The 21,778-nt window shown below is 55.8% G+C and carries 17 protein-coding genes; 10 read left to right on the forward strand and 7 right to left on the reverse strand.

Annotated elements, in window-relative coordinates:
- Window positions 1-139 precede the first annotated feature (139 nt).
- Window positions 140-964, forward strand: a complete 825-nt coding sequence (locus IM267_RS11680; protein WP_071888809.1) for a protein bax — start codon at window positions 140-142, stop codon at window positions 962-964.
- Window positions 965-999: 35 nt separating this feature from the next.
- On the opposite strand, the gene xylR is transcribed toward IM267_RS11680, so the two are convergent.
- The 4 genes from xylR to xylF all read right to left on the reverse strand — a co-directional run bounded on the left by xylR (window position 1,000) and on the right by xylF (window position 5,978).
- Window positions 1,000-2,178, reverse strand: coding sequence for a D-xylose utilization transcriptional activator XylR (gene xylR / locus IM267_RS11685; protein WP_063449964.1), 1,179 nt, complete (start codon window positions 2,176-2,178; stop codon window positions 1,000-1,002).
- A gap of 34 nt (window positions 2,179-2,212) precedes the next feature.
- The gene (gene xylH, locus IM267_RS11690) at window positions 2,213-3,394 is read right to left on the reverse strand and encodes a xylose ABC transporter permease XylH (RefSeq protein WP_003860151.1); all 1,182 of its coding nucleotides are present in this window, start codon (window positions 3,392-3,394) and stop codon (window positions 2,213-2,215) included.
- Entirely contained in the window at window positions 3,372-4,913 is a 1,542-nt protein-coding gene (locus IM267_RS11695; protein ID WP_193033447.1) for a xylose ABC transporter ATP-binding protein, read from the reverse strand. Before IM267_RS11695 ends, xylH begins: the two co-directional genes overlap by 23 nt.
- A gap of 72 nt (window positions 4,914-4,985) precedes the next feature.
- A complete protein-coding gene (gene xylF / locus IM267_RS11700) occupies window positions 4,986-5,978 on the reverse strand; it encodes a D-xylose ABC transporter substrate-binding protein (RefSeq protein ID WP_063865834.1) in 993 nt (330 codons plus the stop codon).
- A gap of 371 nt (window positions 5,979-6,349) precedes the next feature.
- On the opposite strand from xylF, the gene xylA reads away from it, so the two are divergent.
- Together xylA and xylB are read left to right on the forward strand one after the other, a co-directional pair.
- Window positions 6,350-7,672: a xylose isomerase gene (xylA, locus tag IM267_RS11705; protein ID WP_063449989.1), complete on the forward strand. Its 1,323-nt coding sequence runs from the start codon at window positions 6,350-6,352 to the stop codon at window positions 7,670-7,672.
- A gap of 60 nt (window positions 7,673-7,732) precedes the next feature.
- Window positions 7,733-9,187: a xylulokinase gene (xylB, locus tag IM267_RS11710; protein ID WP_193033448.1), complete on the forward strand. Its 1,455-nt coding sequence runs from the start codon at window positions 7,733-7,735 to the stop codon at window positions 9,185-9,187.
- A gap of 54 nt (window positions 9,188-9,241) precedes the next feature.
- On the opposite strand, the gene IM267_RS11715 is transcribed toward xylB, so the two are convergent.
- On the reverse strand, window positions 9,242-10,237 hold the full coding sequence (locus IM267_RS11715) for an acyltransferase (protein WP_193033449.1): 996 nt from the start codon (window positions 10,235-10,237) through the stop codon (window positions 9,242-9,244).
- Window positions 10,238-10,421: 184 nt separating this feature from the next.
- Here IM267_RS11715 and IM267_RS11720 point away from each other — a divergent pair, with 184 nt between their 5' ends.
- The 3 genes from IM267_RS11720 (at window position 10,422) to glyS (ending at window position 13,878) form a co-directional block, all read left to right on the forward strand.
- Complete coding sequence (locus tag IM267_RS11720; protein WP_063865825.1) at window positions 10,422-10,727, forward strand: YsaB family lipoprotein; 306 nt, start codon at window positions 10,422-10,424, stop codon at window positions 10,725-10,727.
- A 160-nt stretch (window positions 10,728-10,887) separates the two neighbouring features.
- Window positions 10,888-11,799 (forward strand): glycine--tRNA ligase subunit alpha, encoded by a 912-nt coding sequence (gene glyQ, locus IM267_RS11725; protein ID WP_003860141.1) that lies wholly within the window; start codon window positions 10,888-10,890, stop codon window positions 11,797-11,799.
- A gap of 9 nt (window positions 11,800-11,808) precedes the next feature.
- Entirely contained in the window at window positions 11,809-13,878 is a 2,070-nt protein-coding gene (glyS, locus tag IM267_RS11730) for a glycine--tRNA ligase subunit beta (protein ID WP_063449957.1), read from the forward strand.
- Window positions 13,879-14,040: 162 nt separating this feature from the next.
- Here glyS and fadA read toward each other — a convergent pair whose 3' ends face one another.
- Window positions 14,041-15,204: an acetyl-CoA C-acyltransferase FadA gene (fadA, locus tag IM267_RS11735; protein WP_063865822.1), complete on the reverse strand. Its 1,164-nt coding sequence runs from the start codon at window positions 15,202-15,204 to the stop codon at window positions 14,041-14,043.
- 9 nt (window positions 15,205-15,213) lie between these two features.
- The gene (gene fadB, locus IM267_RS11740; protein ID WP_193033450.1) at window positions 15,214-17,403 is read right to left on the reverse strand and encodes a fatty acid oxidation complex subunit alpha FadB; all 2,190 of its coding nucleotides are present in this window, start codon (window positions 17,401-17,403) and stop codon (window positions 15,214-15,216) included.
- A 190-nt stretch (window positions 17,404-17,593) separates the two neighbouring features.
- Here fadB and pepQ point away from each other — a divergent pair, with 190 nt between their 5' ends.
- From pepQ to hemG, 4 genes are read left to right on the forward strand one after another with little or no spacing between them, the layout of a single operon-like run.
- On the forward strand, window positions 17,594-18,925 hold the full coding sequence (gene pepQ, locus IM267_RS11745; RefSeq protein ID WP_193033453.1) for a Xaa-Pro dipeptidase: 1,332 nt from the start codon (window positions 17,594-17,596) through the stop codon (window positions 18,923-18,925).
- Window positions 18,925-19,539 (forward strand): IMPACT family protein, encoded by a 615-nt coding sequence (locus IM267_RS11750; protein ID WP_064910954.1) that lies wholly within the window; start codon window positions 18,925-18,927, stop codon window positions 19,537-19,539. Before pepQ ends, IM267_RS11750 begins: the two co-directional genes overlap by 1 nt.
- Before the next feature lie 41 nt (window positions 19,540-19,580).
- Window positions 19,581-21,032: a Trk system potassium transporter TrkH gene (trkH, locus tag IM267_RS11755; protein ID WP_063865811.1), complete on the forward strand. Its 1,452-nt coding sequence runs from the start codon at window positions 19,581-19,583 to the stop codon at window positions 21,030-21,032.
- Between the two features lie 10 nt (window positions 21,033-21,042).
- Window positions 21,043-21,588: a menaquinone-dependent protoporphyrinogen IX dehydrogenase gene (hemG, locus tag IM267_RS11760; protein ID WP_064910952.1), complete on the forward strand. Its 546-nt coding sequence runs from the start codon at window positions 21,043-21,045 to the stop codon at window positions 21,586-21,588.
- Window positions 21,589-21,778: the final 190 nt, after the last annotated feature.

A 21,778-nucleotide genomic window follows, 5' to 3' on the forward strand; every position in this document is an offset into this window, starting at 1 on the left:
GTTTCGAATGACATAGTTTCGGAATTGGACTATTTATATACGTGCTCTTGAAGACTATTTTTGGTACGATTTGAGATTCCGCTCTCAAATTTTGAAGAAAATAAGGTGTTGGAATGCTTATATCCGACCAGGAGACCTAATGATATCGACTCCCATTCGACGATATGGGGCCGCGATACTCATGTTACTCACCATGGCATTTTCAGGTGAGGTGCTTGCAAAGACGCACGCGGATACAACGAGTAAGAAAGCCCACGTAATAAAGACGACAAGCAGTAAGGTTAGCAGTAAACAAGAGTATTCTCGCAATAGTGCAAAGAGTAGTTCACTTCCTGATTTGCGAAAATACCCTTCCGGGACACCACGAAAAAAAGCGTTTCTCCGGACGGTAATGCCTTACATTAAAAGTCAAAATGCCGCGATTACTGCGGATCGTAACTGGCTGATCTCCAAACAGTACGATAGCCGCTGGTCGCCGTCTGAGCGCACGCGCCTGAAAGACATCGCCAAACGCTATAAAGTGAAGTGGAGCGGAAACACGCGTCGCGTGCCGTGGAACTCACTGTTAGAACGTGTGGACATCATTCCAGGCAGCATGGTGGCGACAATGGCCGCCGCCGAAAGCGGTTGGGGGACATCGAAGCTGGCCCGCAACAACAACAATCTGTTTGGCATGAAGTGTGCCAAAGGTCGTTGTACCAATGCACCTGGCAAGGTGAAGGGTTATTCACAGTTTGAATCGGTGAAAGATTCCGTGAATGCCTACGTGGTGAACCTGAACACCCACCCGGCCTACTCCTCGTTCCGTAAGTCACGCGCCCAGCTGCGTAAAGCGGATCAGGAAGTGACGGCTACGGCGATGATCCACAAGCTGAAAGGGTATTCCACTCAGGGACAGCGTTATAACAACTATCTGTTCTCGATGTACCAGGATAACCAGCGTCTGATTGCCGCGCACATGTAATGAAAAACGCCTTCCACTGGAAGGCGTTCTCTTTTCTAGAGCAGGACTTCACTGTACCGTTCCCGGTACTCCTTCGGCGTGGTGTCATACTCTTTCCTGAACACCGAATAGAAATACTGTAGCGACGGGTAGCCGCACATCTGTGAAATCTCGTTGATGGACAGCGAAGTGGAGATCAGCAGACTGCGCGCTTTCTCCAGCTTTTCTGCATGGATCACGGCATGTATCGTCTCACCCACTTCCTCTTTGAAGCGCTTCTCCAGATTCGAACGAGAAATCCCGACCGAATCCAGCACCTGATCGACCTTAATACCTTTGCAGGCATGATTGCGAATGTAGTGCATCGCCTGAATCACGGCCGGATCGTTTAAGGAACGGTAGTCGGTAGAGCGGCGCTCGACCACGCGAACGGGCGGAACCAGCAGACGCTGGAGCGGCAGGGATTCGTTGTCTAACAGTCTGTGCAGCAGCTTCGCAGCCTGATAGCCCATCTGCCGCGTACCCTGCGCCACGGATGACAGCGCCACGCGCGACAGATAGCGCGTAAGCTCTTCGTTATCGATACCAATCACGCACAGCTTTTCAGGCACCGGAATATGCAAATGCTCGCACACCTGCAATACGTGGCGGGCGCGGGCGTCCGTCACGGCGATAATGCCTGTCTGAGGCGGCAGCGTTTGCAGCCAGTCAGCCAGCCGGTTTTGCGCGTGCTGCCAGTTTTCTGGCGCGGTTTCCAGTCCCTGATAAACGACGCCGCGATACTTCTCCTGGGCAACCAGCTGGCAGAACGCATACTCACGCTCCATTGCCCAGCGCTTGCCGCTGGTGGCGGGCAAACCGTAAAACGCAAAACGGTGTACGCCTTTCTCCTTTAAATGGAGGAAGGCGGTCTCGACCAGGGCATGGTTATCGGTGGCGATGTAGTGAACAGGGGGATAATGTTCCGGTGAATGGTATGAGCCGCCAACGCCCACGATAGGAACGTCGACGCCACTCAGCAGCTGTTCAATCACGGGGTCGTCAAAGTCAGCGATGACCCCGTCTCCCAGCCAGTCCTTAATGTTCTCCAGACGGGTACGGAAATCTTCTTCGATGAAAATATCCCATTCGGATTGCGACGCCTGCAAATATTCACCAACCCCTTCAACCACCTGACGGTCATAGGCTTTGTTGGCATTGAATAACAACGTAATGCGGTGACGCTTTTCAAACATGGCTCACTTTCCCAAATTAGTCACGATACGGTTCTCAGGCGCGCCGCTTGGTGGCAGAGTCCATCCAGACTGCCAGCAAAAGAATGGCTCCCTTGACGATATACTGCCAAAACGTCGGCACGTCCATCATACTCATCCCGTTATCCAGCGAAGCCATAATAAATGCGCCCATCACCGCACCCGCCACGCTGCCAATACCACCGGCGAGGCTGGTTCCGCCGATTACGCAGGCGGCGATGGCGTCCAGCTCGGCAATATTACCGGCAGACGGGGAACCCGCACCCAGTCGCGAACTGAGGATCAGCCCCGCGATGGCTACCATCAGCCCGTTAATGGCAAAGACGGCGAGTTTGGTGCGCTCCACGTTAATGCCGGACAAACGCGCGGCTTCCAGGTTGCCGCCGATGGCATAAATGCGGCGGCCGAAAGCGGTACGTGTGGCCATAAACATCCCACCTAACAGCAGCAGCGCCAGCAGCAGAACGGGCGTAGGGACGCCGCGATAATCGTTGAGCAGCCAGATGGCACCCAGCACAATCACGGCGGTAAGCGCCTGACGGCCCACCACCGAGGTAGAAGCAGGCGAGGCCAGACCCAGCGCCTGGCGACGCATGCGCCCCCGCCATTGCCACGCGACAAACGCCATCAGCCCAACCACGCCGATCGTAAAACCGACGCCATCAGAGAGGTAGCTTTGGCCAATCTGGGACATAGAGGCGCTGGTGGGGGAGACGGTGGTGCCGTTGGTGATACCAATTAAAATGCCGCGGAAGGCCAGCATTCCCGCCAAGGTGACGATAAACGACGGGACTTTCCGGTAGGCCACCCACCAGCCGTTCCACGCCCCCAGCAGCAGACCCAGTACCAGCGTGACCGCAATCGTCAGCGGCAGCGGCCAGCCGAGCCAGACGTCAAAAATCGCCGCCACGCCGCCCAGCAGGCCCATCATCGACCCTACCGACAGGTCAATTTCCGCTGAGATGATCACGAAGACCATCCCCACCGCCAGAATGCCGGTGATGGCGGTCTGACGCAGCAGGTTAGAGACGTTACGTGCGCTCAGATAGGAGCCGTCCGTCATCCAGGTAAAGAACAGCATGATGACGATGATGGCCGCAATCATCACGAATACTTGTAGATTCAGCGATTTAAGTCCTGCGAACGCACCGGGCGTCGGAACAGCGACTTTGATATCAGACGGGTTGCTTTTCGACATGGCGTTCGCTCCTTAGGGCAGCTTCCATCACCTGCTCTTGCGTCAGGTTCTGGTTGTTCAGGTTGGCTTTGAGTTTCCCTTCATGCATGACCAGCACGCGGTCGCTCAGGCCCAGCACTTCAGGCAGTTCGGACGAGATAACAATGACGGCAATCCCTTGCTGCACCAGTTGATTAATCAGCTTGTAGATTTCGTACTTCGCGCCGATATCGATTCCCCGCGTGGGTTCGTCCAGAATTAAAATGCGCGGATTAAGCAGCAGGCAGCGCGCCAGAATCGCCTTTTGCTGGTTGCCGCCGCTCAGGCGTCCTATCGCCAGCTCCGGCGAGGACGTTTTCACCTTAAGCCTTGCGAGCGACTGGAGTATGCACTGCTGTTCTGCGGCATCGTCCAGGCTGCTCAGCGCGCCGGAAAACTGGCTGAGCGCCGCCAGCGTGATATTTTTTCCCACCGCCATAACCGGCACGATGCCGTCTTTTTTGCGGTCTTCGGGCACCATGGCAATGCCTCTGGCAATGGCCTGCTGGCAGTTGTCGATTTTTACCGGCTGACCGTCGACATAAATTTTGCCTTCCCAGCGCCCCGGCCAGACGCCAAACAGACACTGTACGGCCTCGGTTCTTCCGGCACCCACCAGGCCCGCAATGCCGAGAATTTCGCCTCGGTGCAGCGAGAAGGAGAGGTCATTCACGCGCTTGATATGGCGGTTAACGGGGTGCCACGCCGTCAGGTTTTCCACGCGCAGGATCTCTTCGCCAATCGCGTGCGGCTCGTTGGGATAAAGCGCGGTGAGTTCGCGGCCCACCATCATGGTGATGATGTCATCCTCACTCATGCCTTCTGCCTCACGCGTGCCGATGTGCTGCCCGTCGCGGATGACGCAGATGGTGTCGGAAATGGCTTTCACCTCGTTAAGCTTGTGCGAAATATAGATGCAGGCGATGCCGTGGTTTTGCAGGTCGCGGATGATATTGAGCAGTACGGCCGTTTCCTGTTCGGTGAGCGAGGCGGTTGGCTCGTCGAGGATCAGCAGGCGTACCTGTTTATTCAGCGCTTTGGCGATCTCCACCAGCTGCTGCTGGCCCAAACCTAATTCGCCCACGCGCGTATCCGGTGAGATAGCCAGGCTCACCTGAGCCAGCAATTTTTCGCAGCGCAGCGTCATGGTGTCGTAATCCAGCACGCCGTGGCGCGAGAGTTCGGCCCCAAGAAAGATATTTTCCAGCACGCTTAGGTGCTTCACCAGCGCCAGCTCCTGGTGAATGATAGCGATGCCTTTACGCTCGGTATCGCGAATGTGCGTGGCCTGGAGCACCTCTCCGGCGAAGACGATTTCACCCTCGTAGCTGCCGTGCGGATAGATCCCACACAGCACCTTCATCAGCGTGGATTTCCCCGAGCCGTTTTCGCCGCACAGCGACATGACTTCGCCGGGATTCAGCCGCAGGCTGACGTTGTCGACCGCTTTCACCGTCCCGAAGGCTTTGGTGATGCTTTTCATTTCAAGTAAATAAGACATAACTGCTCCGCATAGCCCGACAAATGAACAGGGCAGGTCGATGCGCCCCCGCCGGGCAGGGGCTGCGCTGGATTACAGTTCACTCTTCTTATGGAAACCGTCTTTCACCACCGTGGCGTCAATGTTCTCTTTGTTGACTTCGATAGGGGTAAGCAGGCGAGCCGGTACGTCTTTCAGACCGTTATTTAACGTTGCGTCTGCTTTAGGCTGTTGGTCATTGCCCAGCTCAACGGCAATTTCAGCAGCCGTATTGGCAAGCTCGGTAATAGGTTTATACACCGTCATGGTTTGGGTGCCCGCGATAATGCGTTTAACACCCGCAAGATCGGCATCCTGTCCGGAGATAGCGACTTTTCCGGCCAGACCCTGCGCGCTCAGCGCCTGAATGGCGCCACCCGCGGTGGCATCGTTAGAGGCCACGACCGCATCGATTTTATTGTTATTTGCGGTCAACGCGTTTTCCATAATTTTCAGCGCATTTTCCGGTAACCAACCGTCAACCCACTGGTCGCCGACGACCTTAATTTTGCCCTCGTCGATATATGGCTTAAGCACCTTCATTTGTCCCTGGCGGAACAGCTTGGCGTTGTTATCCACAGGCGAACCGCCCATCAGGAAATAATTCCCTTGCGGCACCTTAGCGACCAGGCTTTTAGCCTGTAATTCACCCACTTTTTCATTGTCGAACGAAATATAATAATCAATATCCGCATTATTAATCATGCGGTCATAGGCCAGGACTTTTATGCCTTCCTGTTTAGCCTCTTTCACCACGTTGCTTAATACCTGGCCGTTATACGGGATAATGACCAGCACATCGACGCCACGGTTGATCATATTCTCGATTTGCGACATTTGCGTCTCTTCGTTGCCGTTAGCGGACTGAACGAACACCTCCGCGCCGAGGGATTCCGCTTTTTTAACAAAGATATCGCGATCTTTTTGCCAGCGTTCAAGACGTAAGTCATCAATCGCCATGCCGATTTTGACCTCTTTGGCATGGCCGGCAAAGCTTGCAAGCAGGAGAGTAGTGCAGAGCGTTAGGGTCAGGTTCTTTATCTTCATAATTATTAGGCCTTTTTGTAGGGGTATGTGTCGCTGAGATAAAAGAAACGTTCACTGCTGAGACGCAGCAAATTTTTAACGTGGAAAGGACTGCTGGCAATTACAGATTTTTATCTTCTCATTACGATATTTGGTTTATTTCTGAATTTATGACCGCGATCGGATTTTAAAAAGCGTAACCTATTAATTACATTTGATTCTGGAATATGCGCCGAAAAATAGTTTGTCTGCACATTATTTTGCGAGCCAGCGCACAATTGTGCATTCTCTCAATAGCAGTGTGAAATAACGTAATTGAGCAACCCCCAATGTCTATTCACTATTACTCCAGAAGCAAGACCACGCCGCATACCCTGATTATGGAGCTCAATATGCAAGCTTATTTCGACCAACTCGATCGCGTTCGTTTCGAAGGCACGAAAACGACCAATCCTTTAGCATTTCGTCACTACAACCCGGATGAGCTGGTGCTGGGTAAGCGCATGGAAGATCACTTGCGCTTTGCCGCCTGCTACTGGCACACCTTCTGCTGGAACGGTGCCGATATGTTCGGCGTGGGCGCTTTTGACCGTCCATGGCAGCAGCCGGGCGAGGCCATTGAGCTGGCGAAGCGTAAAGCCGACGTCGCGTTCGAGTTCTTCCATAAGCTGAACGTGCCGTACTACTGTTTCCACGATGTGGACGTGTCGCCTGAAGGGGCATCGCTGAAAGAGTATCTGAACAATTTCGCGCAGATGGTCGATGTACTGGCTGAAAAACAGCAGCAAAGCGGCGTGAAGCTGCTCTGGGGGACGGCTAACTGCTTTACCAACCCTCGCTACGGTGCGGGTGCGGCAACCAACCCCGATCCGGAAGTCTTCAGCTGGGCGGCCACGCAGGTGGTGACGGCAATGAACGCCACGCATCAGCTGGGCGGCGAGAACTATGTTCTCTGGGGCGGTCGTGAAGGTTATGAAACGCTGCTGAATACCGACCTGCGTCAGGAGCGCGAGCAGATTGGTCGCTTTATGCAGATGGTTGTCGACCACAAACACAAAATCGGCTTCCGCGGCACGCTGCTGATTGAGCCTAAACCGCAGGAGCCAACCAAGCATCAGTACGACTACGATGTTGCCACCGTGTATGGCTTCCTGAAGCAGTTTGGTCTGGAAAAAGAGATCAAAGTGAATATTGAAGCTAACCACGCTACTCTGGCGGGCCACTCCTTCCATCACGAAATTGCCTCTGCGATTGCGCTGGGCATCTTCGGATCGGTAGATGCGAACCGCGGCGATCCGCAGCTGGGCTGGGATACCGACCAGTTCCCGAACAGCGTCGAAGAAAATGCGCTGGTAATGTACGAAATCATCAAAGCGGGCGGTTTCACCACCGGCGGCCTGAACTTCGACGCCAAAGTCCGTCGCCAGAGCACCGACAAATACGATCTGTTTTACGGGCATATTGGCGCGATGGACACCATGGCGCTGGCGCTGAAGGTGGCGGCCCGTATGATTGAAGACGGTGAGCTGGATAAACGCGTGGCGAAGCGTTACGGCGGCTGGAACAGTGAGCTGGGCCAGCAAATTCTGAAAGGTCAGTTATCGCTTGCGGAAATCGCGAAGTACGCTGAACAGCATCAGCTGGCCCCGCAGCATCAGAGCGGGCATCAGGAACTGCTGGAAAACCTGGTCAATCATTACCTCTTCGATAAATAACAGTATGCAGGCCCGGTAAGCGCATCGCCACCGGGCATTTCTGTCAAAGGAGTCACCACAATGTATATCGGGATCGATCTTGGCACGTCGGGTGTGAAAGCCATTCTGTTAAGCGAGCAGGGCGATGTGTTAGCAACCCAGACTGAAAAGTTGCAGGTTTCACGCCCGCATCCGCTTTGGTCGGAACAAGATCCGGAGCAGTGGTGGCAGGCGACGGACCGCGCGATGAAAGCCTTAGGCGAGCAGCACAGCCTGCGCGACGTAAAGGCGCTGGGCATTGCCGGGCAAATGCATGGTGCAACGTTGCTGGATAGCCAGCATCGCGTTCTGCGCCCGGCTATTCTCTGGAACGATGGCCGCTGTGCGGAAGAGTGTGCAATCCTTGAAGCGCGTGTGCCCACGTCCCGCGAAATTACGGGCAACCTGATGATGCCCGGTTTTACCGCGCCAAAACTCCTGTGGGTGCAGCGCCATGAACCCGAGATTTTCCGTCAGGTGGCGAAGGTTCTGCTGCCTAAAGACTACCTGCGTTTTCGCATGACGGGAGATTTTGCCAGCGACATGTCTGACGCCGCGGGCACGATGTGGCTCGACGTGGCGAAACGGGACTGGAGCGAGGCGATGCTGGATGCCTGCCAGCTGACGCGCGACCATATGCCCGCGCTGTTTGAAGGCAGTGAGATCGCGGGCACGCTGCAATCCTCCATTGCTGAACGCTGGAATATGCCGGCCGTACCGGTTGTCGCCGGCGGCGGCGATAACGCGGCGGGCGCCGTTGGCGTGGGGATGGTGGAAGCAGGGCAGGCGATGCTCTCGCTCGGCACCTCCGGCGTCTATTTTGCCGTCAGTGACGGCTATCGCAGTAACCCTGAAAACGCCGTACACAGCTTCTGCCACGCGTTGCCGGGCAAATGGCATCTCATGTCGGTGATGCTGAGTGCCGCTTCCTGCCTCGACTGGGCGGCAAGGCTGACCGGAATGGCGGACGTACCGGCGCTTATCGCAGCGGCACAGCAGGCGGATGATAATGCCGGTGCGGCCTGGTTTTTACCGTACCTTTCCGGCGAGCGCACGCCGCACAACAACCCGGAAGCGAAAGGGGTGTTCTTCGGGCTTACCCATCAGCACGGCCCGGCAGAGCTGGCGCGCGCGGTGCTTGAAGGGGTCGGCTATGCGCTGGCGGACGGCATGGATGTCGTGCATGACTGTGGCCTGACGCCATCCAGCATTACCTTAATTGGCGGCGGGGCGCGAAGCAGCTACTGGCGGCAAATGCTTTCTGACATCAGCGGGTTGCCGCTGGACTATCGTACGGGGGGAGAGATTGGACCGGCGCTCGGTGCGGCACGGCTGGCGCAAATCGCGGTGAACCCGGATAAACCACTGAACTCGCTTTTGCCCCAGCTTCCGCTTGAACAGCAGCATCGTTCTGATGCGAAAAACCATGCTCGCTATGCTGAACGACGAGTCGTGTTCCGTAAAATCTATCAGCAGCTTTTACCGCTGATGTCCTGAACATCCGCCGGGTGGCGCTGCGCTGACCCGGCCTGCAACTCCCCGTCCATCTGGCTAGCTTACAAACCTGCGCGTATCGATTCTTTGCAGCAACATGGACAGCAGCAGGCTGACAGCCAGCGTAGCGGTAAATATCCAGATAATATCCAGCACCGGCCAGCTTTTCAGCTCAACGCCGCGGGTGCGCAGGGCGTGGATTACCAGCGCGTGAAAACCGTAAATACCCAGCGAGTGGCGAGAGATAAACCCCAGCACCGGAAGCGGACGTTCGTTGAGGGTGTTTTTCACCAGGGTCAGCAGAGCAATCGCGCAGATAAAGACCATCGGGCCGCAATACAGATACCAGGTATCGGCAAAGTTGCCGCGCCATTGCAGCTCGTGCAGCGTCCCGCGAGAGATAATAAACACACCGGCGATAAACGCAGCCGCGCAAAGCCAGTTCATTCCTCGCTTTTGCGTCTCCATCATGCCGATGGCGCGGCCCAGCATGCCGTACAGCACATAATAAAACGTGTCGCCGTTGATATAGAGGTTGACGGGAAGCCATTCAAAGCCATCAACTTTTTGTGAGAGGGTATTCGGGTTTGCCACAATCCCGATGATCGCCATCAAGGCCAGCAGCATTTTACCGCTGACGTTTTTTACCTGAATTAACGGAGAAACCAGGTAAATAACGATTATCGCGAAGAAAAACCACAGATGATAGAACACCGGTTTTTGCAGTACATTGAGCAGGGAACGTTCGGCGTTAATGGACGTGCACAGGATGATATAGATTAGCGAAATGGCGCTGTAAAACAGCAGACAAGAGACAATACGGATGAAATGTCTCGGCTGCGCGCTACGCTCACCAAAAAAGAGAAAACCGGAAATCATAAAGAACAGCGGGACGCTCACGCGGGAAGCCGAGTTCAGAATATTGGCGATATCCCAGTTAACGGGGCTGATACTGTGCGCGTTCGTGACATACCAGGTCGTTGTGTGGATCATCACCACCATCAGACAGGCTATTCCCCGCAGGTTATCAATCCAGTTAATTTTTGACTGCATCAGTTCCTCTGTATTCCTGATAAAGAAAGTGTGACTGCGGTAGCGTAAAACTTTTCCCTTGGAAAATTCTGAGTTTAGCCAGGCTGTCTTGTCGCGAGCTGGCGAGATTCGCAGAATGTTGAACATTAATCTATAAACGTGTTGCTACTAAAAATAACAGCCACTGACCGGGGCGGTAATAAAAATGATGATGAAGCGTGGGGCGTCACTCTTTCTGCTGCTTTTATTAGCAGGGTGCAGTGCTTCTCAGGAGGCCCCTGTTCAGAAAGCGCAGCAGGGGAAAATGAGCCCGGAGCGTTCCCTGAATATGGAACAGCTGTGCATAGGTGAGGCGGCTCATCGCTATAATTCCGAGGCGCAAAAAATTCATATAAACGGCTTCGAGCGCTTTCAGGGCAGCTATGAACTGAAAGGGTATACTGCGCGTAAAGAGGGCTTTGTCTGCTCTTTTGATGCAGACGGCCAGTTTTTACATCTCTCGATGCGCTAAATTGCTCGGATAATCAGCAACCAGAGCCTTCACCGGTTCTGGCGGTAGACCTTATTCCCCAATTTTCCCTAAACAACCCCGTTTCGTACTGTATATCTTGCAGCCAGCGGGTATACTGATCCCTTCCATTTAAAACCACACGTATCCAGCACGAAATACTATGCAAAAGTTTGATACCAAGACCTTCCAGGGCCTGATCCTGACCTTACAGGATTACTGGGCTCGTCAGGGCTGCACCATTGTTCAACCTTTGGACATGGAAGTTGGCGCAGGCACCTCACACCCGATGACCAGCCTGCGCGCGTTAGGGCCAGAGCCAATGGCAACCGCCTACGTGCAGCCATCCCGTCGTCCGACCGATGGCCGTTACGGCGAGAACCCGAACCGCTTGCAGCACTACTATCAGTTCCAGGTGGTGATTAAGCCATCACCCGACAATATTCAGGAACTGTACCTCGGGTCACTGAAAGAGCTGGGTATGGATCCAACCATTCACGACATTCGCTTCGTAGAAGATAACTGGGAAAACCCAACGCTGGGTGCCTGGGGTCTGGGTTGGGAAGTGTGGCTGAACGGCATGGAAGTGACCCAGTTCACTTACTTCCAGCAGGTCGGCGGTCTCGAATGTAAGCCGATCACCGGTGAAATCACCTACGGTCTGGAACGTCTGGCAATGTACATTCAGGGCGTAGACAGCGTTTACGACCTGGTCTGGAGCGACGGCCCGCTGGGTAAAACCACCTACGGCGACGTGTTCCATCAGAACGAAGTGGAGCAATCCACCTATAACTTCGAATACGCGGACGTGGACTTCCTGTTCACCTGCTTCGAGCAGTACGAGAAAGAAGCCCAGCAGCTGCTGGCGCTGGAGACTCCGCTGCCGCTGCCTGCTTACGAGCGTATTCTGAAGGCTGCCCACAGCTTCAACCTGCTGGACGCCCGCAAAGCCATCTCCGTGACTGAACGTCAGCGCTACATTCTGCGAATTCGTACCCTGACCAAAGCCGTTGCAGAAGCTTACTACGCGTCCCGTGAAGCCCTTGGCTTCCCGATGTGCAACCGAAACAAATAAGAGGCGGCCATGTCTGAGAAAACTTTCCTGGTGGAAATCGGCACTGAAGAGCTGCCACCAAAAGCCCTGCGCAGCCTGGCTGAATCTTTCGCTGCGAACGTCACTGCCGAGCTGGATAACGCTGGCCTGGCGCACGGTAAAATTGAGTGGTTTGCTGCGCCGCGTCGTCTGGCGCTGAAGGTGGCAAACCTGGCGGCGTCTCAGCCGGATCGTGAAGTTGAGAAACGTGGCCCGGCCATTGCTCAGGCGTTCGACGCGGAAGGCAAGCCGAGCAAAGCGGCAGAAGGCTGGGCGCGCGGTTGCGGTATCACCGTTGACCAGGCCGAGCGTCTGACCACCGATAAAGGTGAATGGCTGCTGTATCGTGCCCACGTGAAAGGCGAAAGTGCGGAAGCGCTGCTGCCAGATATGATCGCGACTTCGCTGGCTAAGCTGCCGATTCCTAAGCTGATGCGCTGGGGCGCGTCCGACGTACACTTCGTGCGTCCGGTGCATACTGTGACCCTGCTGCTGGGCGATACCGTTATTCCGGCAACCATTCTGGGCGTAGCGTCCGATCGCGTGATCCGCGGCCATCGCTTTATGGGCGAGCCAGAGTTCACCATCGACAATGCCGACCAGTACCCGCAGATCCTGCTGGAGCGCGGTAAAGTTATTGCTGACTACGAACAGCGTAAAGCCAAAATTAAAGCGGACGCAGAAGAAGCGGCGCGTAAGATTGGCGGTAATGCCGATCTGAGCGACAGCCTGCTGGAAGAGGTAACTTCTCTGGTGGAATGGCCGGTTGTGCTGACCGCAAAATTCGAAGAGAAATTCCTGGCCGTTCCGGCAGAAGCGCTGGTTTACACCATGAAGGGTGATCAGAAGTACTTCCCGGTTTACGCCAACGACGGCAAGCTGCTGCCAAACTTCATCTTCGTGGCGAACATCGAATCGAAAGATCCGATCCAGATTATCTCCGGTAACGAGAAAGTGGTGCGCCCACGTCTGGCGGATGCCGAGTTCTTCTTCAACACCGACCGTAAAAAACGTCTGGAAGATAACCTGCCGCGTCTGCAAACCGTGCTGTTCCAGCAGCAACTGGGTACGCTGCGCGACAAGACCGACCGTATCGCGGAGCTGTCCGGCTGGATTGCCCGTGAGATTGGCGCGGACGTGAACCACGCTACCCGTGCGGGCCTGCTCTCCAAGTGCGACCTGATGACCAACATGGTGTTCGAATTCACCGACACGCAGGGCGTCATGGGCATGCATTACGCGCGTCACGATGGCGAAGCGGAAGACGTGGCGGTGGCCCTGAACGAGCAGTATCAGCCGCGCTTTGCCGGTGACGATCTGCCGTCCAACCCGGTTGCCTGCGCCGTGGCGATTGCCGATAAGATGGACACCCTGGCGGGTATCTTCGGTATCGGTCAGCATCCGAAAGGCGATAAAGACCCGTTTGCGCTGCGTCGCGCCGCGCTGGGCGTGCTGCGTATCATCGTTGAGAAGAACCTGAACCTCGATCTGCAAACGCTGACGGAAGAAGCGGTGCGTCTGTACGGCGATAAGCTGACCAACGCGAAGGTTGTGGATGATGTTATCGACTTTATGCTCGGTCGTTTCCGCGCGTGGTATCAGGACGAAGGTTACTCCGTTGATACCATTCAGGCGGTGCTGGCGCGTCGTCCGACCCGTCCGGCAGATTTCGATGCGCGTATGAAAGCGGTATCCCACTTCCGTACGCTGGAAGCGGCGTCTGCTCTGGCTGCGGCCAACAAGCGTGTATCTAACATCCTCGCGAAATCCGACGAGACGCTGAACGAGCGTGTAAACGCCGCGACGCTGAAAGAGCCGGAAGAGATTGCTCTGGCGATGCAGGTTGTGGTGCTGCGCGACAAGCTTGAGCCGTACTTCGCGGAAGGTCGCTACCAGGAAGCGCTGGTGGAGCTGGCGGAGCTGCGTGACATCATCGACGCCTTCTTCGAGAAAGTGATGGTAAACGTGGAAGATAAAGAGCTGCGTATTAACCGTCTCTCTATGCTCGAGAAACTGCGTGAGCTGTTCCTGCGCGTGGCGGATATTTCGCTGCTGCAATAATGTAAAAAACCCGCCCCTGACAGGCGGGAAGAACGGCAACTAAACTGTCTCTCTTCGCCAATGGCGATAGTGGCGGTGAGATACCTCTCGTAGGCCGGGAAAGCGCAGCGCCTCCCGGCAAAAGCCCGATGGCGCGAAGCTTATCGGGCCTACGTTATAGCCTTACACTCTCTCAAACACCGTCGCGATCCCCTGACCCAACCCGATACACATCGTTGCCAGCCCGAACTGGGCATCTTTGCGTTCCATCAGGTTGATCAGCGTGGTGCTGATACGCGCCCCGGAGCAGCCCAGCGGGTGACCGAGGGCGATCGCGCCGCCGTTGAGGTTAATCTTCTCGTCGATCTGATCCATCAGGCCCAGATCTTTAATGCACGGCAGGATCTGTGCGGCAAAGGCTTCGTTCATCTCGAACAGATCGATATCACTTGCGCTCAGCCCCGCTTTTTTCAGCGCCAGCTTCGAGGCCGGAACCGGACCGTAGCCCATGATCGACGGATCGCAGCCCACCACCGCCATCGAACGCACGCGGGCGCGTGGCGTCAGGCCTAATTCGCGGGCGCGGCTTTCGCTCATCACCAGCATCGCGGCGGCGCCGTCGGACAGGGCAGAAGAGGTGCCCGCCGTTACCGTGCCGGTGACCGGATCAAAAGCCGGACGCAGGGTAGAAAGCGCGTCGACCGTGGTTTCAGGACGGATAACTTCGTCGTAGCTGAACTGCTTCAGTACGCCGTCCGCGTCGTGTCCGCCGGTTGGGATAATCTCATTCTTAAAAGCGCCAGACTGCGTGGCGGCCCAGGCGCGGGCGTGAGAGCGCGCGGCAAACGCATCCTGCATTTCGCGGCTGATACCGTGCAGGCGGGAGAGCATCTCGGCGGTCAGGCCCATCATCCCCGCGGCTTTCGCCACGTTGCGGCTCATGCCAGGGTGGAAATCGACCCCGTGGCTCATCGGCACGTGGCCCATGTGCTCAACGCCGCCGACCAGACAGGCCTGCGCATCGCCGGTCATGATCATGCGCGCCGCATCGTGCAGCGCCTGCATTGACGAACCGCACAGGCGGTTGACGGTAACGGCCGGAACCGAATGCGGGATCTCCGCCAGCAGGGAGGCGTTACGGGCGATGTTGAAGCCCTGCTCAAGGGTCTGCTGCACGCAGCCCCAGTAGATATCGTCGAGCGCAGCGGGATCCAGCGCCGGATTACGCGCCAGCAGGCTACGCATCAGGTGCGCGGAAAGATCTTCCGCGCGCACGTTACGGAACGCGCCGCCTTTTGAACGGCCCATCGGGGTGCGAATCGCATCAACAATGACAACCTTTTCCATTGTGACTCCTTAAGCCGTTTTCAGTGCGCCAACCGGACGGGCTGGCTCAACTGCTGGGTAGTAGGGTTCGTTATGGCGCGCTTTGTTACGCAGGCCTTCCGGCACGTCGTACAGCGGGCCGAGGTGCTGATACTGCTGCGCCATATCGAGGTAGCGGGCACTGCCGAGCGTATCCAGCCAGCGGAACGCGCCGCCGTGGAACGGAGGGAAGCCCAGGCCGTACACCAGCGCCATATCCGCTTCTGCCGGGCTGGCGATAATGCCTTCTTCGAGGCAGCGCACCACTTCGTTGATCATCGGAATCATCATGCGGGCAATAATTTCGTCGTCGGTGAAGTCGCGTTTCGGCTGGCATACGTCGGCCAGCAGGCCATCCACCGCCGGATCTTCCTCTTTCTTCGGCTTGCCTTTGCTGTCTTCTTTATAACGCCAGAAGCCCATGCCGTTTTTTTGCCCGAAGCGGTTGGCGTCGAACAGGGCGTCAATCGCGTCGCGATAATCTTTCTGCATGCGCTGCGGGAAGCCCGCTGCCATCACCGCCTGAGCGTGATGCGCGGTGTCGATCCCGACCACGTCCAGCAGATAGGCCGGGCCCATCGGCCAGCCGAACTGTTTTTCCATCACTTTGTCGATCTTGCGGAAGTCCGCGCCGTCGCGCAGCAGCTGGCTGAAGCCGGCAAAGTAGGGGAACAGCACGCGGTTAACGAAGAAGCCCGGGCAGTCGTTAACAACGATTGGCGTTTTGCCCATTTTGCTGGCCCACGCCACCACTTTGGCGATGGTGTCGTCGGAGGTTTTTTCCCCGCGGATCACTTCGACCAGCGGCATGCGGTGCACCGGGTTAAAGAAGTGCATTCCGCAGAAGTTTTCCGGACGCTTCAGCACGCTTGCCAGCTCGCTGATAGGAATGGTGGAGGTGTTGGAGGCCAGCACCGTCTCAGGACGCACCTTCTCTTCCGTTTCGGCCAGCACTGCTTTTTTGACTTTCGGATTCTCAACGACCGCTTCAACCACCACGTCCACGCGGTCAAAGCCGCTGTATTCCAGCGTTGGCTGGATGGTGGAGATCACGCCGGAGAGTTTCATACCGTCAATTTTGCCGCGTTCCAGCTGTTTATTCAGCAGCTTGGCTGCTTCGGTCATGCCCAGCGTCAGGGATTTTTCGTTGATGTCTTTCATCACCACCGGCACGCCTTTCCAGGCCGACTGGTAAGCAATACCGCCACCCATAATGCCGGCGCCGAGCACCGCCGCGTGTTTTGGCGTTTCAACGTTTTTGGTCAGCTGCTTAGCCTTGCCCTTCACGAACTGATCGTTCAGGAAGATGCCAACCAGCGCGCGGGCTTCATTGGTATGCGCCAGCGGGACAAAGCTCTGGTTTTCGAGCTTCAGGGCTTCATCACGGCCCAGACGGGCTGCCGCTTCAATGGTTTTCACCGCCGTGATTGGCGCCGGGTAGTGTTTACCCGCCGTCTGCATCACCATGCCTTTGGCGATAGTGAAGCTCATGGTGGCTTCAATCTTGCTGAGCTTTAACGGCTCCAGCTTCGGCTGGCGTTTGGCTTTCCAGTCGAGATCGCCATTAATCGCCTGACGCAGAATGGCGAGTGCGCCTTCAACCAGCTTCTCTGGTTTCACGACGCCGTCGACCATGCCGATTTTCTGCGCCTGTTCCGCGCCGACATCTTTACCGGCAGCGATAATTTCCAGGGCGCTGTCCGCACCCAGCATGCGTGGCATACGCACGGAACCGCCAAAGCCCGGCATGATGCCCAGCTTGGTTTCCGGCAGGCCGATGCGCAGGTCCGGCGTTGCCAGACGGTAATCTGTCGCCAGCACGCATTCGCAGCCGCCGCCCAGCGCGTAGCCGTTAACGGCGGAAATCGTTGGCACATGTAAATCTTCCAGACGATTAAAGACGCTGTTGGCAAAGTGCAGCCACTGGCTCAGCTGCTCCTCAGGAACCTGGAACAACGACAGGAATTCGGTGATATCCGCACCAACGATAAAGGCCGCTTTGTTGGAGCGCAGCAGCAGCCCTTTTAAATCTGATTGCTTTTCAAGTACATCCAGCGCCTGGCCAAGACTGGCCACCGTCGCGGTATCAAGCTTGTTCACTGAGCCGGGGGCATCGAACACCAGTTCGGCAATGCCATCTTCCAGCCAGTCTACGTACAGGGTGTCGCCTTTGTAGAGCATGTCGGTCTCCTGAATCCAGCAATTGGATCTGGTCATACCAGATGAGACGGAGTGTGGAATTTATGTTAATAAAATGCAAATTACTCATTAAGAAATTGCTGCGCTGATCACGGTCGGTGGAAATCACGCAGCCGGAGTGAGGTGTGCTAAGATGCGATGACTTGAGGTCAAAAAAACGAAAGGAAGAATGATGGACTCACTGGCTTCGCTCTATAAAAATCATATCGTTACCCTACAGGAACGTACCCGCGATGTACTGGCCCGCTTCAAGCTGGATGCTCTGCTGATCCACTCCGGCGAGCTGATGAATACGTTTCTTGATGACCATGCTTATCCGTTCAAGGTTAACCCGCAGTTTAAAGCCTGGGTGCCGGTGACACAGGTTCCAAATTGCTGGCTGCTGGTGGATGGCGTGAACAAGCCGAAACTGTGGTTCTACCTGCCGGTCGATTACTGGCACAACGTGGAACCGCTGCCGACCTCATTCTGGACCGAAGAAATTGACGTGGTTGCGCTGCCAAAAGCGGACGGCATTGGCAGCCAGCTGCCAGCGGCGCGCGGCAACATCGGCTACATTGGTCCGGTTCCCGAGCGTGCGCTGGGTCTGGATATTCCGGCAGATAAACTTAACCCGAAAGGCGTGCTGGATTATCTGCACTACTATCGCGCCTACAAGACTGACTATGAACTTTACTGCATGCGTGAAGCGCAAAAAACGGCGGTGAATGGCCACCGTGCGGCGCATGAAGCGTTCCAGTCCGGCATGAGCGAGTTCGATATCAATCAGGCCTACCTGACCGCGACCGGCCACCGCGATACCGATGTGCCTTACAGCAACATCGTGGCGCTGAATGAGCATGCCTCTGTTCTGCACTACACCAAACTGGATCATCAGGTTCCGGCTGAGATGCGCAGCTTCCTGCTGGATGCCGGCGCAGAGTACAACGGCTATGCGGCAGACCTGACCCGTACCTGGGCGGCGAATGCGGATACCGATTTCGCGCAGCTGATTAAAGACGTGAACGATGAACAGCTGGCGCTGATTGGCACCATGAAAGCGGGAACCAGCTATGTGGATTACCACATCCAGTTCCATCAGCGCATCGCGAAACTGCTGCGTAAGCATCAGATTGTCAAAGACATGAGCGAAGAGGCGATGGTTGAGAACGATCTGACCGGGCCATTTATGCCGCACGGTATCGGCCACCCGCTGGGTTTGCAGGTTCATGACGTCGCAGGCTTTATGCAGGATGATACCGGTACGCACCTGGCGGCACCGTCTAAATATCCTTATCTGCGCTGCACCCGCGTTCTGGCGCCGCGTATGGTATTGACCATCGAGCCGGGCATCTACTTTATTGAATCCCTGCTGGCGCCGTGGCGTGAAGGCCAATTCAGCAAGCACTTCAACTGGGAGAAAATTGACGCGCTGAAACCGTTTGGCGGCATTCGTATCGAAGATAACGTGGTTATTCACGAGAACAGCATTGAGAACATGACGCGAGATCTGAAGCTGGCCTGATGGAAAGCTGGCTGATACCGGCTGAGCCGGTCACCTTTGTTGAGGAAATCAAAAAAAGCCGCTTTATCACGCTGTTGGCGCATACCGACGGCGTGGAGGCGGCGAAGGCGTTTGTCGAGTCCGTTCGCGCGCAGCACCCCGATGCCCGCCACCACTGTGTGGCGTGGGTCGCAGGGCCGCCGAATGACTCACAGCAGCTCGGGTTTTCTGATGACGGTGAACCGGCGGGCACGGCCGGAAAACCGATGCTCTCCCAGCTAATGGGCAGCGGTGTGGGTGAAATCACCGCCGTCGTTGTGCGCTACTACGGTGGCATTTTGTTAGGCACAGGCGGCCTGGTTAAAGCCTACGGCGGTGGTGTTCAGCAGGCGCTTAATCTTCTGATAACGACCCGCAAAACGCCGCTGACAGAATATACTTTGTTATGCGATTACGCCCAGCTATCGGGTATCGAAGCACTGCTTAAACAGTTTAACGGCGTCATCGCACACAGTGATTATCAGGCAATGGTGCAACTACGCGTGGCGCTTCCTCAGGCGGAACTGGCTGCTTTTTCAGCAAAACTCGCTGATTTTAGTCGCGGTTCATTGCAATTACTGCCGATTGAAGAATAATCCCCACCTCATCATTTTGAATACCTAAGGAAGCGGCAGAGATGCATTTTCGTGCCATTACCCGAATCGTTGGATTGCTGGTCATACTTTTCTCCGGGACGATGATCATCCCCGGACTGGTGGCGCTCATCTACCGGGACGGTGCGGGGCGTGCATTCACGCAAACCTTTTTTGTCGCGCTGACGATTGGCTCGCTGCTGTGGTGGCCAAACCGTCGTGAGAAGGGTGAACTGAAATCCCGTGAGGGTTTTTTGATTGTGGTCCTGTTCTGGACGGTACTGGGAAGCGTGGGTGCGCTGCCGTTTATCTTCTCTGAACAACCGAATCTCACCATCACGGATGCGTTTTTTGAATCGTTCTCAGGTTTAACGACCACCGGCGCCACCACGCTTGTGGGGCTGGATTCGCTCCCGCATGCGATTCTCTTTTACCGGCAGATGCTCCAGTGGTTTGGCGGTATGGGGATCATCGTCCTGGCGGTGGCTATCCTGCCGATTCTGGGCGTCGGGGGGATGCAGCTTTACCGGGCAGAAATGCCTGGCCCGCTGAAAGATAACAAGATGCGCCCGCGTATTGCGGAAACGGCGAAAACCCTGTGGCTTATATATGTTTTGCTGACGGTGGCCTGCGCGCTGGCGCTGTGGTTCGCCGGAATGCCCGCGTTCGACGCCATCGGGCACAGCTTCGCGACTATCGCCATTGGCGGGTTTTCTACCCATGATGCCAGCGTCGGTTACTTCGACAGCCCGACAATCAATACCATCATTGCCATTTTCCTGCTGATCTCAGGCTGTAACTACGGTCTACACTTCTCGTTGCTCAGCGGACGTAGCCTGAAGGTGTACTGGCGCGACCCGGAATTCCGGATGTTTATTGGTGTCCAGCTGACCCTGGTGATCATCTGTACTCTGGTACTGTGGTTCCATGATGTCTATAACTCGGCGGTCACGACCCTGAACCAGGCCTTCTTCCAGGTGGTATCGATGGCGACAACCGCCGGTTTCACCACGGACAGTATTGCGCGTTGGCCACTGTTCCTGCCGGTGCTGCTGCTGTGCTCTGCGTTTATCGGCGGTTGCGCCGGTTCGACGGGCGGTGGTCTGAAGGTGATCCGTATACTGCTGCTGTTCAAGCAGGGGAACCGTGAGCTGAAACGTCTGGTGCATCCGAATGCAGTTTACAGCATTAAGCTGGGGAACCGCGCGCTGCCGGAGCGTATCCTCGAAGCGGTGTGGGGATTCTTCTCCGCTTATGCGCTGGTCTTTATTGTCAGTATGCTGGCGATTATCGCCACGGGTGTGGATGATTTCTCTGCCTTCGCCTCTGTGGTGGCAACGTTAAACAACCTGGGGCCGGGGCTGGGCGTCGTGGCGGATAACTTCGCCAGTATGAACCCGGTGGCGAAGTGGATCTTAATTGCCAATATGCTGTTTGGGCGTCTTGAGGTCTTTACGTTGCTGGTGCTGTTTACCCCAACATTCTGGCGTGAGTAAGGAGACATAAGTGAAAACGTTAATTCTTTTCTCAACGCGTGACGGTCAAACGCGTGAGATTGCTTCTTATCTGGCTTCTGAACTCACAGAGCTGGGCATTTATTCTGATGTGGTGAACCTGAATCGCACAGAACAGATTGCCTGGCAGGATTACGACCGTGTGGTCATTGGCGCTTCAATTCGTTACGGTCATTTCCACCCTGCGCTGGATCGTTTTGTGAAAAAGCATACGGCGGAACTCGCGAAGCGGCCTGGCGCGTTTTACTCGGTCAACCTGGTTGCCCGTAAAGCGGAGAAGCGTACGCCGCAGACCAACAGCTATACGCGCAAGTTTTTACTGAATTCGCCATGGCAGCCCGATATCTGTTCTGTCTTTGCGGGCGCGCTGCGTTATCCGCGCTATAGCTGGTATGACCGCTTTATGATCCGCCTGATCATGAAGATGACAGGTGGTGAAACGGATACGCGTAAAGAAGTGGTCTACACCGACTGGGCTCAGGTCGCCAGTTTTGCCCGTGAGATTGCGCGTTTAACGGACGATCCGCGGGTTAAATAAGCGTTAAGTTTGAAAAGTGAGCGAACGAAAAGTTTTTTGTATTTAGTGCTTGTCACTTCGGAAGAACTCCCTATAATGCGCCTCCACTGACACGGAACAACGGCACGCAAGCCGCCGGGTCAGCAGAGAAAAGCAAAACAAACGCTTGACTCTGAAGCGGGAAAGCGTAATATGCACACCCCGCGCCGCA

The sequence above is a fragment of the Enterobacter cloacae complex sp. P15RS genome, assembly GCF_014895905.1.
GTDB classification, from domain to species: domain Bacteria; phylum Pseudomonadota; class Gammaproteobacteria; order Enterobacterales; family Enterobacteriaceae; genus Enterobacter; species Enterobacter quasihormaechei.

Coding starts and splice junctions, on each gene's coding strand:
- glyQ (WP_003860141.1), top strand. CDS start 10,888: ATGCAAAAGTTTGATACCAAGACCTTCCAGGGCCTGATCCTGACCTTA.
- pepQ (WP_193033453.1), top strand. CDS start 17,594: ATGGACTCACTGGCTTCGCTCTATAAAAATCATATCGTTACCCTACAG.
- xylA (WP_063449989.1), top strand. CDS start 6,350: ATGCAAGCTTATTTCGACCAACTCGATCGCGTTCGTTTCGAAGGCACG.
- xylB (WP_193033448.1), top strand. CDS start 7,733: ATGTATATCGGGATCGATCTTGGCACGTCGGGTGTGAAAGCCATTCTG.
- IM267_RS11750 (WP_064910954.1), top strand. CDS start 18,925: ATGGAAAGCTGGCTGATACCGGCTGAGCCGGTCACCTTTGTTGAGGAA.
- xylH (WP_003860151.1), bottom strand. CDS start 3,394: ATGTCGAAAAGCAACCCGTCTGATATCAAAGTCGCTGTTCCGACGCCC.
- IM267_RS11680 (WP_071888809.1), top strand. CDS start 140: ATGATATCGACTCCCATTCGACGATATGGGGCCGCGATACTCATGTTA.
- fadA (WP_063865822.1), bottom strand. CDS start 15,204: ATGGAAAAGGTTGTCATTGTTGATGCGATTCGCACCCCGATGGGCCGT.
- fadB (WP_193033450.1), bottom strand. CDS start 17,403: ATGCTCTACAAAGGCGACACCCTGTACGTAGACTGGCTGGAAGATGGC.
- IM267_RS11720 (WP_063865825.1), top strand. CDS start 10,422: ATGATGATGAAGCGTGGGGCGTCACTCTTTCTGCTGCTTTTATTAGCA.
- trkH (WP_063865811.1), top strand. CDS start 19,581: ATGCATTTTCGTGCCATTACCCGAATCGTTGGATTGCTGGTCATACTT.
- IM267_RS11695 (WP_193033447.1), bottom strand. CDS start 4,913: ATGTCTTATTTACTTGAAATGAAAAGCATCACCAAAGCCTTCGGGACG.
- IM267_RS11715 (WP_193033449.1), bottom strand. CDS start 10,237: ATGCAGTCAAAAATTAACTGGATTGATAACCTGCGGGGAATAGCCTGT.
- glyS (WP_063449957.1), top strand. CDS start 11,809: ATGTCTGAGAAAACTTTCCTGGTGGAAATCGGCACTGAAGAGCTGCCA.
- xylR (WP_063449964.1), bottom strand. CDS start 2,178: ATGTTTGAAAAGCGTCACCGCATTACGTTGTTATTCAATGCCAACAAA.
- xylF (WP_063865834.1), bottom strand. CDS start 5,978: ATGAAGATAAAGAACCTGACCCTAACGCTCTGCACTACTCTCCTGCTT.